The sequence below is a fragment of the Rhodopirellula sp. UH5 genome, from assembly GCF_056839225.1.
In genome coordinates this window covers 3,597,264-3,614,693 of record NZ_CM166390.1, presented here as the reverse complement: position 1 = coordinate 3,614,693, position 17,430 = coordinate 3,597,264, and the positions used below count along the sequence as shown (strand labels likewise).

Here is a 17,430-nt window from a genome sequence, read left to right as displayed (position 1 = left end):
GAAACCCCCCTCTTTCCACCTTGAATCGGTTCGTTCTTGCTCATGGCCAAATCGACCAGCAAAAGTTTGGTGATCGTCGAATCGCCCGCGAAAGCCCGGACGATCTCGAAGTTTTTGGGAAGTGGTTACCAGGTCGAAGCCAGCGTCGGGCACGTTCGCGATTTGCCTGGCGGAGCCAAGGACATCCCCAAAAAGTTCAAGAAAGAACCGTGGGCCTATCTGGGGGTGAACGTCGAAAAAGACTTTGAGCCGGTCTACATCGTGCCGGCGGACAAGAAGAAACAAGTCGACAAATTGAAGGCCGCGCTCAAGGATGCAGACAGCCTGTATCTCGCGACGGATGAAGACCGTGAGGGAGAGGCGATCAGCTGGCACCTCTTCGAATTGCTCAAGCCCAAGGTGCCTGTTCACCGTTTGGTCTTCCACGAAATCACGAAGGAGGCGATCCAGCACGCGCTGGAAGACCCTCGCGAGATTGACGATGGTTTGGTCCGAGCCCAAGAAACACGCCGGATTCTGGACCGTTTGTACGGTTACGACGTTTCGCAGTTGCTGTGGAAAAAAGTCGGCCGTGGTTTGTCGGCCGGACGCGTTCAGAGCGTCGCGGTCCGGTTGATCGTCCAACGTGAGCGGGAACGGATCGCGTTCAACGATGCGACCTACTGGGATTTGGAAGCGATTTTCACGACCGAGAACGGTGACTCGCTGCCCGCGATGTTGGCGACCGTGGAGGGCCGGAAAATCCCCAGCGGGAAAGATTTTGATTCGACCAATGGGAAGCTGATCAATCCGCAAATGTTGCAAATGGATGAGCAGCAGGCCAACGAATTGAAGCAGAAACTCCAGCAGGAAAGTTTTCGAGTCGCCAAGGTCGAAGTCAAGCCGTTTGCTGAACGACCCAAAGCACCGTTCACGACCAGCACGCTGCAACAAGAAGCCAACCGGAAGCTTGGCTTCACCGCACGCCGCTGCATGCAAGCGGCCCAGCGATTGTACGAGAACGGTTACATCACCTACATGCGTACTGACTCGACCACACTGTCGAAGGAAGCCATCAACGCGGCGCGTGATTTGGTTCGCAGTGAGTATGGCGAGAAATTCTTGCACGAAACGGTGCGAGTCTACAAAGGCAAAGTTAAAAACGCGCAAGAGGCTCACGAAGCCATTCGACCCGCCGGGACGCCGTTCCGTGTTCCTGCCGCCGTGCAGAACGAACTGGATCGCGATCAGTTTCGATTGTTCGAACTGATTTGGAAACGAACCGTTGCCTGCCAAATGGCCGACGCGAAAAAGCAACGCATCGGTGTCACGATCGAAGGTGGTGGAACCACGTTCACCGCCAGTGGCACGAGCATTCTGTTCGAAGGTTTCTTGCGAGCCTATGTCGAAGGCAGCGATGATCCCGAGGCCGAGTTGGCTGACAAGGAACGCTTGCTGCCCGCGGTCAATGAAAACGATGGTTTGTCTGTCGCGACGTTGGATCCCAAGAGTCACACGACTCAGCCACCCTCGCGTTTCAGCGAAGCGTCGTTGACTCGCACGCTGGAAGAAAAGGGAATTGGTCGACCCAGTACCTACGCGTCGATCATCGACACGATCCAGCGTCGCGATTACGTGTACAAAAAGGGCAACGCGTTGGTCCCCAGTTGGACGGCGTTCAGTGTCATTCGTTTGATGGAAACCCACTTCGAGCCGCTCGTTGACTACGACTTCACGGCTCAGATGGAGGATTTTCTGGACACGATCAGTCGGCAAGAAGCCGAGTCGCTTGAGTATTTGAAACGTTTCTACTTTGGCGATGACAACGAACCGGTCGTCGGTCAAAAAGCTGCGATCGGGTTGAAGCCCCGATTGGAAAGCAAGATCGAAGAGATCGATCCTCGAGTGACGGCAAAGTTTTCACTGGGGATTCCAACCGAGGGCGAGAACCGTGAAGAGGTGTTCGTGCGAGTTGGGAAGTACGGACCCTTTTTGGAGCAAGGCGAACGCAAAGCTCCGATCTTGGAAGGCATGGCGCCCGATGAGATGACACTCGCTCGAGCGATGGAGTTGTTCGAGGACGCCGCTCGGGAAGACGAGCCTTTGGGCACGCACCCGGACACCGGCAAGCCGATTTACATCAAGGCCGGTCGCTTTGGCCCCTATGTTCAAATGGGTGAGAAGGACGATGAAGAAAAGAAGAACGCATCGATTCTGAAAACGATCGCGGTCGAAGACGTCGATCTGGCGATGGCTTGCAAACTGCTTTCGTTGCCGCGTGACTTGGGCGAGCATCCCGAAATGAAGGAGCCGATCCAGGCTCACGATGGACGCTACGGGCCGTATGTGAAATGTGGCAAGGAGACCCGTTCCTTGCCGGCTGAGAAGTCACCCTTGGACGTGACATTTGAGGAAGCGATTGAGTTGCTCAAGCAACCCAAGACCCGTGGGCGTGCGGCACCCAAGGAACCGATCAAAAAGTTCGAAAAGCCAAGCCCGATCACGGAAAACGAGATCAAGATTTTGGAAGGTCGCTTTGGTCCCTACGCGACCGATGGCGAAACCAATGCGTCGATCCCACGCGGGACGGACCCGCAAGAGATGACGTTCGAAGGAGTCTTGGATCTGTTGGCAGAACGCGCTGCCAAGGGCCCGACCAAGAAGAAGAAAAAGAAGAAGGCCGCGAAGAAGAAAACAGCGAAGAAGGCTGCGAAAAAGAAAACAGCCAAGAAGAAGGCCGCCAAAAAGAAGACTGCCAAAGCCGCGACGAAGAAAAAAGGCATCATCAAAAAGTCCTCTTGAGATGCCCTGTCATGAAGACACCCCGGCCCCGGACGGGGCCTTCGTGGGAGAGGCGATGCGGTCCCTCGCTCACCGGCTTGTTGATCTAGTGCGTTTCGCAGATTGAGCGATCAGCCGATGGACGCTGGCCTGGACTGCTAAATCTTTGCCATTGCCGCTTTGATAGCGGATGTAAATTTTCTTCCGGCTTCCATCTTTCTCCATCCCGGTAGGGATGTCAGATGGTAGCCGGGGGTCGCTGCGTAGCAGCACACCCCCGGTCAACGAGCCCCCGAAAAACTCACCATCCCGCCGTGGCCAATGGCCACGGCGGGATGGTGAGTGGTGGCGTGGGGGGCATGTCCATCGGTGGCGCTATCGCTTACCGACGGCTACCATCTGACATCCCTACCGGGATGAAAACTTGCGCAAACGAATACGCTCCATCGCACCAAACATTTCGCAGTCCATCGCTAGCCCACGGTTACCGGAGACGAACCGGACGCGATCGCGTTCCGGCTGATTGAATCAACAGCCCGTCACGCGTCGGGTTGTGATTGATGGACTTGGAAGTCCGTCGCCCAAGTTTCACTGCGAGGAGAAAGATCGCCGCGTTGTCGTCAAATTGGGATCGAATCCGGTGCGGATCCTGACCGATAAGAATGCAACAGCGGCTTCACGATTCGTGCAGACGAATCGAATTGGCAGGGCAATGGGTAGGTGTGTGAACAGGGGCTGCCGCGAGCATCACGGAGCTCACATGTGTTTGAAAACCGATTTTCAGAAAAATCGTTGCACGCCCTAAAGTCGATCAAGCGAATGGTCGATCAAAGCCAATGGAATGATCCGTTGTGATCTGATTTTCCAACGAAAGGCCCGTTTCACACATGTGTGAGAGACGGGCGGTGCCGGTTGCAATGATCGGCCACAAATGCTCCTTAACGAAGTGTGAAACATGGACGCCACACGTCAGCCAAACGCAACTCGCAAGACTCATCCAGCCAAACGCGAATGGATTTTCACGTTGGTGGTGGGTGGTTGCCTCACGTTGACTTCCACTGGATGTGCCTCTCGATCAATGTCGTTGGCATCCATGAATCCCTTCGCAGGCAAGGGAACAGCCACGGTCAGCGAGCCCAACAAGGGCCCTAGTTTCATCGCTTCTGCGGGGGACTCGGTCGGGAAAGCGGCAGGGGGTGTCGGCAATGCAACCAAGAGCGCGTGGGGAAAAACCACCGGAACGGTTGCCAGCTGGTTTGGTCGTGATTCGAAAGAAAACGACTACAACAGTGATCCGTTGTCGTTGGAGAACGAGCCTGGTCAATTGGAACCGGATGTGTTGGTTGCCAACGGACAGCTTTGGGAATCGACCGGCAATCTGACCAAGGCCATGGAAAGCTATTCCAAGGCACTCGAGGAATCACCGAGTCACGCTTCCGCGTTGACCAGCGTGGCACGGCTGCATTTTCGAGAAGGCAATCATTCGAAGGCTGCGGAGTTCTTTCAAAAAGCAATCGCACAAAGCCCAAACGACGCGGCGTTGTACAACGACCTGGGTTTGACGCTCGGGAAATTGAATCAGCACGGGATGGCAGTGCAAACCTTGGCTCGCGCCTTGGAACTGGCACCCGGCACATCTCGCTATGCCAACAACCTGGCCAGCGTGCACTTCGAATCGGGGCAGAGCGAAGAGGCCTACAAGGTCTTGGCGGCCAACAACAAACCCGCCGTGGCTCACTTCAACATGGCGTTTTTGCACTACAAAAAAGGGCAGAACGCGGACGCTCAAATCCACCTGCAGCAGGCTGTCACTCATGAAGCCTCCGCCGCAGGCGATCCGGCTACCAAGCGTGCCATCGATCGCTCTCGTGAGATGTTGGCTCAGTTGAACCCTGGAATGGGAACGTCGCCGGCTGCCAACATCGCTTCGGCGGGATCGACTGGCAGAGCGATTGGTGCCGCGGCGGGACCCGTGGCCACCGTGGCTTCGGCACCTGCCCACATGGCAAACCAGACACCGCCTAGCTATGCCGCTCCGCCCAGCTACGCCATTCCTGGTGCGATTCAGCCCACTGCGACCCAGCCAGTTGTTCCTGGCAGCAATTCCGCGGTGAGCTTCCAGGAATCCAGTGCGGGCCAGACTGCTGGCTCGCCGAAGGCGGACCCAGCAGCGGCTTCGACAGAAGCCACGGGCTCCACTCCACCGGTGAACTTCAGTTTGCCGGAGTGATCGGGTGTGTTGGGGAGCGTTCTCTCAGGGGAACCAAACCGTCGCGGGAAGCCTGCGACCAGCGTTCATCCGGGCATTTTGGCTCGCGAAGTCCGTCTGACGGTCGTTTTTGTGGTCTTTCGGCCATTCTGGGGCACTGTTCCGCTACCCAGGTTCGGTCGCCCCTGGTATGACCTGCGGGCATGATTGACGCAGAATTCAAAACGGCCTTGGAACAATTCGGACTCGAGCTCGACGAGCCTCTGGGCATGTCGCTGCAGCAATACGCGCAGTCGCTGTGGCGGTACAACGAGCAGATCAACCTGACCCGGCACACGACGTGGGATTTGTTCGTCACCCGCGACTTACGTGATTGCCTGCAATTGGCTCAGTTGATCCAGCCCGGCGAGGAGGTCCTCGACATGGGCAGCGGAAACGGCGTGCCCGGCATTCCATTGGCGATGTTGCGGCCCGACATCGAAGTCGCTCTGGCCGAATCGGTTGGCAAACGAGCCAAGGTGCTCGACGAATTGGTGACCGAGTTGAATCTGCCCGTGCCGGTTTACGCGGCTCGCGGCGAAGATTTACTGGAAGATTTTCGCTTCACCACGATCGTCAGCCGAGCGGTTGGCAGCCTGTTAAAGTTCTGCCGTTGGGTGGAGCCGCATTGGAGTCAGTTTGACCGGCTGTTGCTGATCAAAGGCCCCAAGTGGGTCGACGAACGGGGGGAGGCCCGTCATCACGGCGTGCTCAAAGGTCTGGATCTTCGCGTTGTGGCCACCTACCCCTTGGGGAATTTGGCTCCTGAGGTCACCGAGGCGGAAGCGGATGACTCGTCCGAGGCAGCCGATGTCAGCCGAGGCGTGATCTTGGAATTGACGAAGAAAAAGAAGGGCTGAGCCTGCTGGAAGACCTTCCGGCTGGATCGATTCTGCACCCCGTCTATACTGCCAGGCTTGATGCCGCGGCGAACCCGATTCGTTTCACTCTTTCTCCAAAGATCGCATGTCCGATTACAGCCTCACTCACCTGAAACAGCTCGAGGCCGAGAGCATTCACATTTTCCGAGAAGTGGTCTCGGAGTTCCAAAAACCTGTGATGCTGTACTCGATCGGCAAAGACTCCGCGGTGCTGCTTCACTTGGCCCTGAAAGCATTTTACCCTGCGAAGTTGCCCTTCCCGTTGTTGCACGTCGACACGACGTACAAGTTCAAGGACATGATCGAGCACCGCGAAAAATATGTTCGTGGCACGTTGGGTTTGGATGTGCTGGTGCACATCAACGAAGAGGGCTTGAAAGCCAACATCCCTCCGTGGGAAGACAGCGAGCGACACACTGAATTGATGAAAACCGACGCGCTCAAGGCCGCGTTGGACATGTACCAATTTGACGCCGCGTTTGGTGGTGCCCGTCGCGACGAAGAAAAAAGCCGCGCCAAAGAACGCGTGTTCAGCTTCCGCGATAAATCGCACCGCTGGGACCCCAAGAATCAACGCCCCGAACTTTGGAACCTGTACAACGGTCGGGTCAACAAAGGCGAGTCGATTCGCGTCTTTCCGATGAGCAACTGGACCGAATTGGATGTGTGGCAGTACATCCACATGGAAAACATCCCCATCGTGCCGCTGTATCTGTCGGAACCTCGCCAAGTCGTCAATCGCGATGGAATGTTGTTGATGCGTGATGACGATCGCATGCCCTTGTTGCCGGGCGAGAAAGAAGAGACCCGGATGGTGCGATTCCGAACCCTGGGTTGTTACCCGCTTTCCGGAGCGGTCGAGAGCGAAGCGACGACACTGCCCGAGGTCATCCAAGAGATGCTGCTGACCCGCACCAGTGAACGCCAGGGTCGAATCATTGACCAAGACGAAGGCGGCGTCGGCATGCAAAAGAAAAAAGAACGCGGCTACTTTTGATCGCTTTGCGATCCGCTGCTGGCTACTAGCAGCTAGCGGCTAGCTCGTCGGTAGCGGTGCCGCCCAAGCGGCATTCGCGCCCGTCTCAACGTAATCTGTACCTCCGATCGGCTGTTGCTAGAAGCTAACGGCTAACTGCTAAAAGCTGTCCTCCTATGTCTCATCAATCTGATCTGATCGCCTCCGACATCGATGCTTATCTGAAGCAGCATGAGCAAAAGCAATTGTTGCGTTTCATCACCTGCGGCAGCGTGGATGATGGCAAGAGCACGTTGATCGGCCGCCTGCTCTACGATTCCAAGTTGGTCTACGAAGACGAATTGGCGAAGGTCCAAAGTGACTCCGTTCGTCAAGGCAGCGTGGCAGGTGGATTCGACCCCTCGTTGTTCATGGACGGTTTGAAAGAAGAACGCGAGCAGGGCATCACGATCGATGTCGCCTACCGCTACTTCAGCACAGCGAAACGCAAATTCATCATCGCGGACACGCCCGGTCACGAACAATACACGCGGAACATGGCGACCGGTGCCAGCAGCGCGGACCTGGCGATCATCCTGATCGACGCGCGGCACGGGGTGCTGACCCAAACCCGTCGCCACTCGTTCATCGTTTCGTTGTTGGGCATCCGTCACGTGGTCGTGGCGGTCAACAAGATGGACATCGACGGTGTCGAATACAGCGAAGAACGCTTCAACGAGATCTGCGAAGACTATCGCAATTTCGCCACCCGCTTGGACTTGCCTGACCTGCACTTCATTCCGATCAGTGCTCTCAACGGCGACAACTTGGTTGACCGCAGCGAGAACATGCCGTGGTACACCGGCAGCACGTTGATGAATTTCTTGGAAACCGTTTACATCGGTTCGGATCGCAACCTGCAAGATTTCCGATTGCCGGTTCAATACGTCAATCGTCCCAACCTCAACTTCCGTGGGTTCTGTGGGACGATCGCGTCCGGGATCATTCGCACAGGCGAAGAGGTCACCGTCCTGCCAAGTCGTCAGAAGTCCAAGGTCAAAGAAATCGTCACCTACGACGGCAACTTGGATGAAGCCTACGCTCCATTGGCGGTGACGCTGACATTGGAAGATGAAATCGATGCCAGTCGCGGTGACATGATCGTTCGCAGTGGCAACATGCCACGAAGCGGTTCCGACGTCGAAGCGATGTTGGTTTGGATGAATGAAGAGGCGATGGTTCCTGGCAAGACGTACCTCGTCAAACACACCACTCAAACGGTCCCAGGGAATGTCGAAACGTTGGCTTACAAAGTCGATGTGAACGACCTGCATCGCTTGCCAGCACCGACTCTGGAACTGAACGAAATCGGACGTGTTCGATTGTCTTTGTCGGCACCGATTCACTACGACCCATACCGTCGCAACCGAACCACGGGAGCGATCATCCTGGTCGATCGGATCACGAATGCGACCGTTGCCGCGGGCATGATCCTGGATCGCGGGACCACCGGAAGTCACAAGTCGGTTTGGGACGACGAAGCTTCATCGGATGATTCCGGCGACACTCTCTCGGCCGTGACCGCGGAAGAGCGTTTGGCACGATTCGGACAGAAACCAGCCACGGTGCTGCTGACGGGGCTGACCGGGAGCGGCAAGACTTCGATCGCGCAAGCCGTGGAACGCAAGTTGTTTGACGCGGGCCGATCAGTTGCTGTGGTCGATGGCGAGTATGTTCGTCGCGGGCTGAGCCGTGATTTGGGCTTCAGCGCGGATGATCGCAGTGAAAATTTGCGTCGCAGCGGGCACTTGGCTCACACGCTGAATGATGCTGGGCTGATCTGCTTGGCATCCTTGGTGGCACCGTCCGATGATGTGCGTCAGAAAGTCAGCAAGCTGATTGGCGAAGATCAGTTCTTGGTCGTTCACGTCGCGACTCCATTGGAAGTTTGCCGGGAACGGGATACCAAGGGGCAGTACGCGAAAGCGGATGCTGGCGAGCTGGCGAACTTCCCCGGTGTGACTGCCACCTACGACGTTCCAAGCGATCCTGACTTGGCCGTCGACGCCTCCACCACTTCCATCGCTGACTGTGCGGATGCGGTGGTGGAACTTCTGAAATCCAAAGGGTTCATCAAATGAGATGGTGTGTTGTTCCGGCAAGCTTCCTTGCCGCGATCGTGTTGGTCCAGCCTTCCTATTCACAAGAAACTTCCGTGAACAGCTCGCAATCTCTCCTTTCAAATTCACCGCTTTTGAAACCCTGGCCGGGGCCTCATGGCGGGGTGCCGCCGTGGAACGAAGTCCGTGTCGATGAATTTGGTCCCGCCTTTGACGCTGCGATCGTGCAGGCTGAAAAGGAAATCGATCAAATTGCCAATCAGTCGGCGGCGCCCACGTTTGAGAACACCTTGCTCGCGATGGAAACCGCGGGTGAAGCCCTGCACCGAGTCGAGGTGTTGTTCGACGTGCACGCGGGGAACCTGAACCTGGGGCCGATCCCGGATTTGGAACGCAGCGTCACACCCAAGTTGGCTGCTTACTCGGACTCAGTCACGCAGAATGTGGCTTTGTTTGCTCGCATCGAAGCGATTCATGACGACGTTTTCGAGAAGAAGACCGTCACTCTGGATGATGATGCGAAGCGTTTGCTGGATGAAACATTCAAGAGCTTTGTCCGTCGTGGGGCTCGGTTGAGCCCAGAGGACAAATCCAAGCTGTCGCAGATCAACACGCGATTGGCTCGGTTGTTCACCGACTTCAACCAAAACGTTTTGGAAGAAGAGAAGGGCCACGTCACTTGGATTGACGATGAGTCGCGATTGTCTGGTGTGCCGCAGTCGAGTCGCGATGCGATGGCGGTCGCTGCGAAAGAAAAAGGCGGCAAGGCCAAATGGGCTGTGACCAACACGCGTTCGTCGATGGACCCGTTTTTGACAAACGCGGATGATCGTGAGCTTCGCGAACAGGTTTGGCGGAACTACTACTTCCGCGGCGACAACAACGATGCCCACGACAACAAAGCCATCATTCGCGAAATCTTGAATCTGCGTGCGGCCCGCGCCAAGTTGCTTGGCTATCCCACACACGCTCATTGGCGAATGGAATCCACGATGGCGGGCACCCCCGATCGTGCGATGGAATTGATGATGAAGGTCTGGCCTCACGCCGTGCAGCGTGTCGCGACGGAAGTGGCGGACATGCAAGCCATCGCCGACGCAGAAATGCAAGCGGCTGGTAAACCGAAAATCAAGATCGAACCGTGGGATTACCGCTACTACGCCGAAAAGGTCCGGGCTGAAAAGTACGACTTGGACATGGCGGAAGTGCGTCCTTATCTGCAACTCGATCGCTTGGTCGAAGCCATGATGTGGTGTGCGGAGGAACTGTTCGGGTTCCAGTTCCGGCCCATCGGCAACTTGCCTGTGTTCCATCCCGATGTCACCGTTTACGAAGTGGTGCAGAAGTCCGACGGAAGCCACGTGGGACTGTTCTACCTGGACCCATTCGCTCGCGAAGGCAAACGCAGCGGTGCATGGATGATGGATTACCGAGGCCAATCAGGATGGGATCTTGATCCCGCCTCCGCGGACGTTCCCGTGCGAACACCAATCGTGTCCAACAACAGCAACTTCGTTCCCGCTGCGGACGGCAAGCCGGTTTTGATTTCCTGGGACGACGCGACCACGTTGTTCCACGAGTTCGGCCACGCCCTGCACGGACTTTCCAGTCGTGTGCACTATCCATCGCAGTCCGGCACCAACGTCGCTCGCGACTTTGTCGAGTTCCCCTCGCAGGTGTTGGAGCATTGGTTGTCGACGCCCGAAGTGTTGACTCGCTACGCGACGCACTACGAAACCGGCGAGCCAATGCCGAAAGAGCTGCTCGACAAGATCGAAGCTTCGTCGAAGTTCAACAGCGGGTTTGAAACCGTCGAGTACTTGGCCTGTGCGATCCTGGACATGCAGCTGCACCAGTTGCAGGCCGGCGACATTGACGTCAGTGAGTTTGAAAAGTCGGCGTTGGCGGAGATCGGCATGCCAGACGAATTGCCGATGCGTCACCGCTTGCCTCACTTCAGTCACCTGTTCAGCAGCGACGCGTACTCAGCCGGTTACTACAGCTACCTGTGGAGCGACGCGCTGACGGCAGACGCGGCGGAGATGTTCGTCGAGGCAGGAAGCTTCTTCGATGAGGAAACCGCTTCGAAGCTGTTCGATCACATTCTCAGTGTCGGCGACACAATCGATCCCGTCGAAACCTACCGCAATTTCCGCGGTCGTGATGTCGACACAGAAGCCCTGCTCCGCAAACGCGGTTTCGCAGAATGATCCGACTCGCGGTCGCTGTCGGAATGGCGATCACGATGTTTGGATGCAGTTTCCGCCACGCAAACGCTCAGACGTTTGACCGATTGGTTTGGCAAGACGATTTCAGCGGGGACTCGTTGGACTATTCCAAGTGGGAGGTCGAGGTCAACGCGTTCGGCGGTGGCAACCACGAGCTTCAGATCTACACCGACCGCCCTGAGAACGTGCGAGTCGAGGATGGCTGTCTGGTTCTGGAGGCTCGGCGTGACAACGCGGCCATCAGCGGAACGTCGCGAGAGTACTCGTCGGGGCGAGTTCGAACCAAGCACCGAGGGGATTGGAAGTACGGTCGCATCGAAGTGCGAGCGAAGTTGCCCCAAGGACAAGGCATCTGGCCGGCGATTTGGATGTTACCAACCAAGGACGAATACGGTGGTTGGGCGGCCAGCGGCGAGATTGACATCATGGAGATGCGAGGCCAGCAACCCAATGTCGTGTTGGGGACGCTGCATCACGGCGCACCCTGGCCGAGCAACATTCACACGGGCGATGAATACACGCTGGAGCAAGGAACCTTCGCCGATGACTTTCACACGTTTGCCGTGAACTGGCGAGCGAACGAAATCGAATGGTTGATCGATGGAAAATCAGTGCAAAAGCAAACGAGATGGGAAAGCTCTGGCGGCAAGTACCCTGCCCCGTTTGATCAACCGTTTCATCTGTTGATGAACGTCGCCGTCGGAGGAGGATTTCTGGGCCCGCCGGATGCCACCACCGAATTTCCGGTGCAGATGTTGGTTGATTCGGTGAAGATCTACCAGTAGCGGACGAGAATCCTCTCGATGTTTTCCCACCCCGTAGCCGGATTCGCCAAGAATTCGGATCACCACCGCCCCTCCGTCCCAACCCACCGCGTCAGTTTTGAACCGGATGGTGCCACCCACCAAACATTGACTCCCAACCGCCGCTGCGTAGGATCCAGTTGTCTTGTCAGTCGGTTCCGAGAGGGAGAGCTTTGCCATGCCGCGACCTCAGCGATGTGAACAGTTTGATGCAAGCGAAGTTGGGATCGTGCATGTTGTTCAGCGGTGTGTGCGGCGAGCTTTCCTCGCAGGTGTCGATCACGCGACAGGCAAGGACTACTCGTTCCGCAAGGAATGGATTCGCCGGCGGATGGAAGCCCTCGCCTCGGTGTTCGCCGTCGATGTCCTTTCCTACGCGGTGATGAGCAATCACCTTCATCAGATTCTCCGCAATCGCCCGGACGTCTGCGCCCAGTGGAGCGATGAGGAAGTGGCGATTCGCTGGCTGCGTGTCTTCCCTGGCCGACGACTTGAAGAACACTTGGCCGAGCCCACTGAAAACGACGTTCAGATGCTGGTCCGGAACAAAGAACGATTGGCCGAAGTTCGCCTTCGACTGTCGGACATCTCTTGGTTCATGAGAGCCTTGGCGGAACCGATTGCCAGGATGGCGAACAAACAAGACGAGTGCACCGGCAGGTTTTGGGAGGGGCGTTTCAAGGCTCAAAAAATTGTCGATGAAGCAGGCTTGCTGGCGTGCAGTATGTACGTCGATTTGAATCCAGTCCGTGCGGCAATGACAGCGTCCCCTGAGTCCAGTCTGCACACCAGTGCCTACGACCGAATCGAAGCACGCAAGGGCGAACAAATCCCTTCCGCCGCGTTTGATCTCAAGCCGATTCCAACGGAAGAAGCCGGACGCAACATTCGAGAAACGCCGCTCGAAGTCCTCCAGCAAAAACGCAAGACGAAGCGTCGCAATCCGACAGGGAAACGAATCCGGCGTGATGGATGGTTGAGCCCCCTGACACTGGGCGAAGCTCAACTGTCCACTGAACCGCAAGTCCACACGAAAGGATTTCGCAGCAGTGACCGTGGGTTCTTGAACATTCGTTGGTGCGACTACAAGCGTCTGCTGGACTGGACAGCAGCCCAATCGGTTGCCGGTCAGGTTGCGGAGTTACCCAAGCGTCTCGCGAAGACGCTTTCCGAAGTCGGGATCGACGCATCCATGTGGCGAGACTTGGTGTGGGATTGGCAGAAGTACTTCGGCAAGTCGAGTTGCGTCGGTCGCCCAGAATCGCTGAAAGCCGACGCTGAACGCACCGGCCGTCACCACCATCGCGGTCAAGTCCAAGCGGCCGCCTGCTTCAGCTAAGCAGTCTCGAAGCAACCGCCGAACTCGCGTTCGTGCTTGATCCGACAGGACAGTTGAGACCAACTGTTCTTCTCTGCTGCGCTTGTACGGCAACACCACCAGGCCAATGTCCTCGACGTCGTCAGCCAGGCCTGTGGGAAAGATCGAAAACCGGGGCAACCGCTTCCAATCCATCGTCCGCCCAACGAAGTGTCCGCCCCGGCCCACTTCACAAAGTGGCTGGCACCTTACGAGTTCGTTACGAGTTCGTTACGAGTTCGTGCGAGCGAGAATTAGACGCGAAGCGTTTTCGCGACGTGCTGGTGAAGCGTTTGGAGCGATGTTCGCCTGGTCCTTATCCGGTTGAAATTGGGCTTGATTGCGATCTCGCGAGGTCCTGGCTAAAATGGCGCGACAGGGAGAACTGAAATGGGAATTGAAACTCTCGTCGACAGCATGTCGCGAACTGAGCAAATTGCAGCATTGCAGCTGATCTGGGACCGCTTGTCTTCGGTTCCGGGGGGGACGGAGCCGCCCGGTTGGCATGGTGATGTGCTCGCCGAGCGGCGAGCGTCACTGGAGGATGGGACGGCAAAGCTCGTTGACTGGGCTGATGCTAAGAAGCGATTGCGGGAGCGGCACGGTTGAGAATCCGACTGCACGAACAGGCGGAATTTGACCTGGAGCGTGGAGCAGATTTCTCCGCGGCTTGTCGAGCAAGGGGGGAGGAATCGAGACCTCGGGTTGAAACCCGAGGCTGACAACTGTCACCGCTCCGCGGTTGTTCGATCACCCCGGCACCCAAAAAAACAAGTCGCGGCGCGACGACAAGTGCTTGCCGCCCAATCGCCGAACGATCCCCCCGGCTCGCGTCCCCGTACGATGGGCTTCCAAGCCCGTCGAAGCCCCTAGCCCTCTCCACAAAGTGACTGGCACTTTATGAGTTCAAAGGGACTCGTGGCCTCATCCATTACGACAGCCCGACACGGATGGATCGAGCGTTGCTTAGCGTGTGGGGCGGTTGGCTTCGAGTTGTTTTTCGAGTTGTCGCATGCTACGTGACAGCAGGACTCGGATGGAAACGTCGGTTTTGCCGAGTTGTTCCGCGATCTGTTTGGTCGGCATGCCGTCGACGTAACGTAGCCGGATCACGGTTTGCTGCTCTTCGCTCAGTTGCCCGATGGCTTGAGACATCGCGTTGAGTCGAATGTTTTGGCTGACCACGGCGCTCGGCGAGGTCATGCTGGCGGCGAGCATTTGTTCCATGCCCATGGCTCCGTCATCACCACCCGACGCACCGCCGCCATGAATGGATTGTTGCCGACCCGCGTCGCGGCGTTTGGCATCGAAGTGGAATCGGTGGGCGTCGACCACGCGTCTGCGAGCGAGTTGTTGCAACCACTGCATCACGGAGTATTGGTCCAGCGGTGCGGTCGGCAAACCTGAAATGGCGGCCGTGGCGATTTCTTGGATCAAATCGTCGACTTCGACCATCGCCAACAGGTGTTCGCCGGTGATGGATTTCACAAACCGGAACAACGACTCGCGGTGCTGAGCGATGTATTCGCCCAACGCGTCCACGTCTCGCTGGCGGATTCGCTGGACCAGCGGATCGTCCGTCTGGGAGCTGGATGGGTCGGGAGAGCTTTCGTCGTTCATCGTGGGAACCGAAGGAGAACCAGCGAGTGGCGGGCGGGCGAGAAAGGGCAACCTGATCGGTGCATGCCATCTTACCGGGGGGATCGCTATCATGGGCGTGCCGTCATGTCTTCCAGTTCGATGAATCTCGAAACACCCCTTCCGCGTCATGACGTCTCGACTGTCTTCCAAACGCCGTGCCTCAACGACCGCGGAGGATTCCACGCTGGATTTGGATGAAATCCTGCTGGAGTGCTTGGAACGCTTGGCGGAACACGATGACGGTGGGACTCCCCAGCGAGTTTGGGAGTTGCTCCCGGAACGCGTTCAGAGCGATGCCGAGGCGGGCGATCGATCGGGCCGTTTCGTCTTGGTGGAAATGGTGAAGATGAGCATGGCGATCGCTGTTCAGAACGAATGCCCGCGATGGCTGGACGACTACTTTGAGGCGTTTCCCGAATGGTTCACAGCGGAGTCAGCGCCATTTGACTTGGTGATGGAAGAGATTCAGCTCCGCCGCGAATGTGGGCAAACCCCAGAGCACGAGGACTACCAAGATCGGTTCCCGCATTTGGAGCGGGTGTTGAAACCGCTGTTTGATTCGTCGCCGGAGCAGCACGCGTCGATTGCGAAAACGCCTCGCCGTGGGCCGCCGACGGAATTGAAGGTGGGAGCGGTGGTGGATGATTTTGAGATCATTCAGAAACTGGGAGAGGGTGCGTTCGCTCATGTGTACCTGGCTCGCCAGAATTCGATGTCGCGATTGGTCGCTTTGAAAGTTGCCAACGACACGGGGGACGAGCCTCAAGCACTCGCGCAGTTCGATCATCCCAACATCGTGCGAGTCTTTGATCAGCGGCAGGTGGCGGTCCGTGATGACGAAGCGCATGGCAACTTGTCCGAGTTGTACTTGCTCTACATGCAGTTCCATCCCGGCGGCACGTTGTCGGAAGTTGTCCGTTTGGCTCGCTCGGTTCCGCTGGTCAACCGCGATGGCGACGTTTATCTGCAGTCGGTGGATCAGGCGTTGCTCGAATCGGCACAGGTGGTGCCGGATCGTTCGACCACGCGGACGTGGTTGTCGGGTTGCGAATGGTCCAAGGTGGTCGCCTGGGTTGGTTTGCAGTTGGCTGACTCGTTGCACACGGCGCATGAAGCCGGTGTCCTGCATCGCGATGTCAAACCGGCGAACGTTTTGTTGACCGCGGAAGGTTTGCCACAGCTCGCTGATTTCAATGTGTCGATGGCTGGGACCTCCGGTCGTGCCGGAGCCGCCTCCTCGCTGGGTGGTTCGGTCGGTTACATGGCTCCCGAGCATCTTGATGCGATGAGCATCACGCGAAAGGGGATTCCTGAAGACGTGGGTGAGGCGGCGGATTTGTATTCGTTGGCGGTGTTGTTGTGGGAATTGTGGCAAGGCAAACGACCCTTTGATTGTTCTGGCGGGACGCCGTCCTGGACGGAGTTGTTGGAAGAACAGCACGCCGCCCGCCAGCGAGAGTTTTTGATTCCCGAGCGATTGGACACACCGTCGGAACGCGTCTTGGAAAGCGTGTTGCGATCCGCGTTGTCGGTGGATCCCGCGGGGCGTCCTGAAAACGGCACGGCGATGGGCGGTAGCCTGCGATTGGCAATGCATCCGGAAGCCGCTCGTTTGTTTGATCCCAAGGCGGGCTCGTGGACGCACGTGTTGGGAAGGATTTCTCCGTGGTGGCTTTCCGTGGTTTCGATCTTGCTGCCCAACATTGCGGCCGGATTCATCAATTACTTTTACAATCACAGCGAGATCATGCCGGAGGGAATGCGGCCGAGCCTGGATGAGTTTGCCATTTGGGTCAATTCAGTTGCGTTTCCGTTGGGGGTGGGATTGATCGTCGTTTACACGCGCGCGTCCGCGAGAGCGTTGAAGGCATCGCAGCAAGGTGATTCTGTCGGCGAAGACGAACTCAATTCCATGTTGCGGTTGGGGTATCGAGCCGCATCGATTGGAGGCACCTGTTGGTTGATCGCTGGCATTGTTTACCCCCTGTTGTTGAAAGCCAGGTTCGACGAGTTCACGGATGGGCAGGCCATTCACTTCTTTGCGTCTCTGATGATTTGTGGTGGCGTGGCGATGGCGTACCCGCTGTTTGCGTTGAACGTGGTCGCCACCTGTGTGCACTACCCGAGGATGATTCGACCGACGATGCGGGATCCCAACTTCGAACGTCATGCTCAACAGATGATCGGTGATAGCGAATCCTTTTTGTTGATCGCGGCGGTCATCCCGTTGATGGGAGCGGCCTTGATCGCGTTTGGGGAAGGTCAAGCGAAGGAGTATCTGTTGATCGCAATCATCGCGGGCATGATTGGGCTGCTTGGTGCGTTTGCCAGTTACCGGATCATCGTTCGGACTTGGGCCGTGCTGGCGGAGGTGTTGTCCAACGAAACAACGGCCACGCCGCGTTGAGGCCTGACCGTTGGCTCGAGGGAGGTTCGG

The 17,430-nt window shown here is 57.1% G+C and carries 10 protein-coding genes and 1 pseudogene; 10 read left to right on the top strand and 1 reads right to left on the bottom strand.

Going from position 1 to position 17,430, the window contains the following annotated elements; translation table 11 throughout:
* Nucleotides 1-42: 42 nt before the first annotated feature.
* From topA to UH5x_RS12870, 9 genes and pseudogenes are all read left to right on the top strand, one after another.
* Nucleotides 43-2,580: pseudogene (gene topA / locus UH5x_RS12910) on the top strand (type I DNA topoisomerase); the annotation flags it as partial.
* A gap of 1,135 nt (nucleotides 2,581-3,715) precedes the next feature.
* A complete protein-coding gene (locus UH5x_RS12905) occupies nucleotides 3,716-4,990 on the top strand; it encodes a tetratricopeptide repeat protein (protein ID WP_047815974.1) in 1,275 nt (424 codons plus the stop codon).
* 182 nt (nucleotides 4,991-5,172) lie between these two features.
* Nucleotides 5,173-5,868, top strand: coding sequence for a 16S rRNA (guanine(527)-N(7))-methyltransferase RsmG (gene rsmG / locus UH5x_RS12900; protein WP_047815973.1), 696 nt, complete (start codon nucleotides 5,173-5,175; stop codon nucleotides 5,866-5,868).
* Nucleotides 5,869-5,974: 106 nt separating this feature from the next.
* Nucleotides 5,975-6,886: a sulfate adenylyltransferase subunit CysD gene (gene cysD / locus UH5x_RS12895; RefSeq protein WP_047815972.1), complete on the top strand. Its 912-nt coding sequence runs from the start codon at nucleotides 5,975-5,977 to the stop codon at nucleotides 6,884-6,886.
* A gap of 155 nt (nucleotides 6,887-7,041) precedes the next feature.
* Nucleotides 7,042-8,985: a sulfate adenylyltransferase subunit CysN gene (cysN, locus tag UH5x_RS12890; protein ID WP_047815971.1), complete on the top strand. Its 1,944-nt coding sequence runs from the start codon at nucleotides 7,042-7,044 to the stop codon at nucleotides 8,983-8,985.
* Complete coding sequence (locus UH5x_RS12885; RefSeq protein WP_482635868.1) at nucleotides 8,982-11,174, top strand: M3 family metallopeptidase; 2,193 nt, start codon at nucleotides 8,982-8,984, stop codon at nucleotides 11,172-11,174. The genes cysN and UH5x_RS12885 overlap by 4 nt, the downstream gene beginning before the upstream one ends.
* Complete coding sequence (locus UH5x_RS12880; RefSeq protein ID WP_482635867.1) at nucleotides 11,171-11,977, top strand: glycoside hydrolase family 16 protein; 807 nt, start codon at nucleotides 11,171-11,173, stop codon at nucleotides 11,975-11,977. The genes UH5x_RS12885 and UH5x_RS12880 overlap by 4 nt, the downstream gene beginning before the upstream one ends.
* Nucleotides 11,978-12,173: 196 nt before the next feature.
* Complete coding sequence (locus UH5x_RS12875) at nucleotides 12,174-13,334, top strand: transposase (protein WP_482635866.1); 1,161 nt, start codon at nucleotides 12,174-12,176, stop codon at nucleotides 13,332-13,334.
* 408 nt (nucleotides 13,335-13,742) lie between these two features.
* Nucleotides 13,743-13,961, top strand: a complete 219-nt coding sequence (locus UH5x_RS12870; RefSeq protein ID WP_083434710.1) for an addiction module protein — start codon at nucleotides 13,743-13,745, stop codon at nucleotides 13,959-13,961.
* 357 nt (nucleotides 13,962-14,318) lie between these two features.
* Here the strand turns inward: UH5x_RS12870 and UH5x_RS12865 are convergent, their stop codons facing one another.
* Nucleotides 14,319-14,972 (bottom strand): RNA polymerase sigma factor, encoded by a 654-nt coding sequence (locus UH5x_RS12865; RefSeq protein ID WP_047812363.1) that lies wholly within the window; start codon nucleotides 14,970-14,972, stop codon nucleotides 14,319-14,321.
* 148 nt (nucleotides 14,973-15,120) lie between these two features.
* On the opposite strand from UH5x_RS12865, the gene UH5x_RS12860 reads away from it, so the two are divergent.
* Nucleotides 15,121-17,400, top strand: a complete 2,280-nt coding sequence (locus UH5x_RS12860) for a serine/threonine protein kinase (protein ID WP_482635865.1) — start codon at nucleotides 15,121-15,123, stop codon at nucleotides 17,398-17,400.
* Nucleotides 17,401-17,430: the final 30 nt, after the last annotated feature.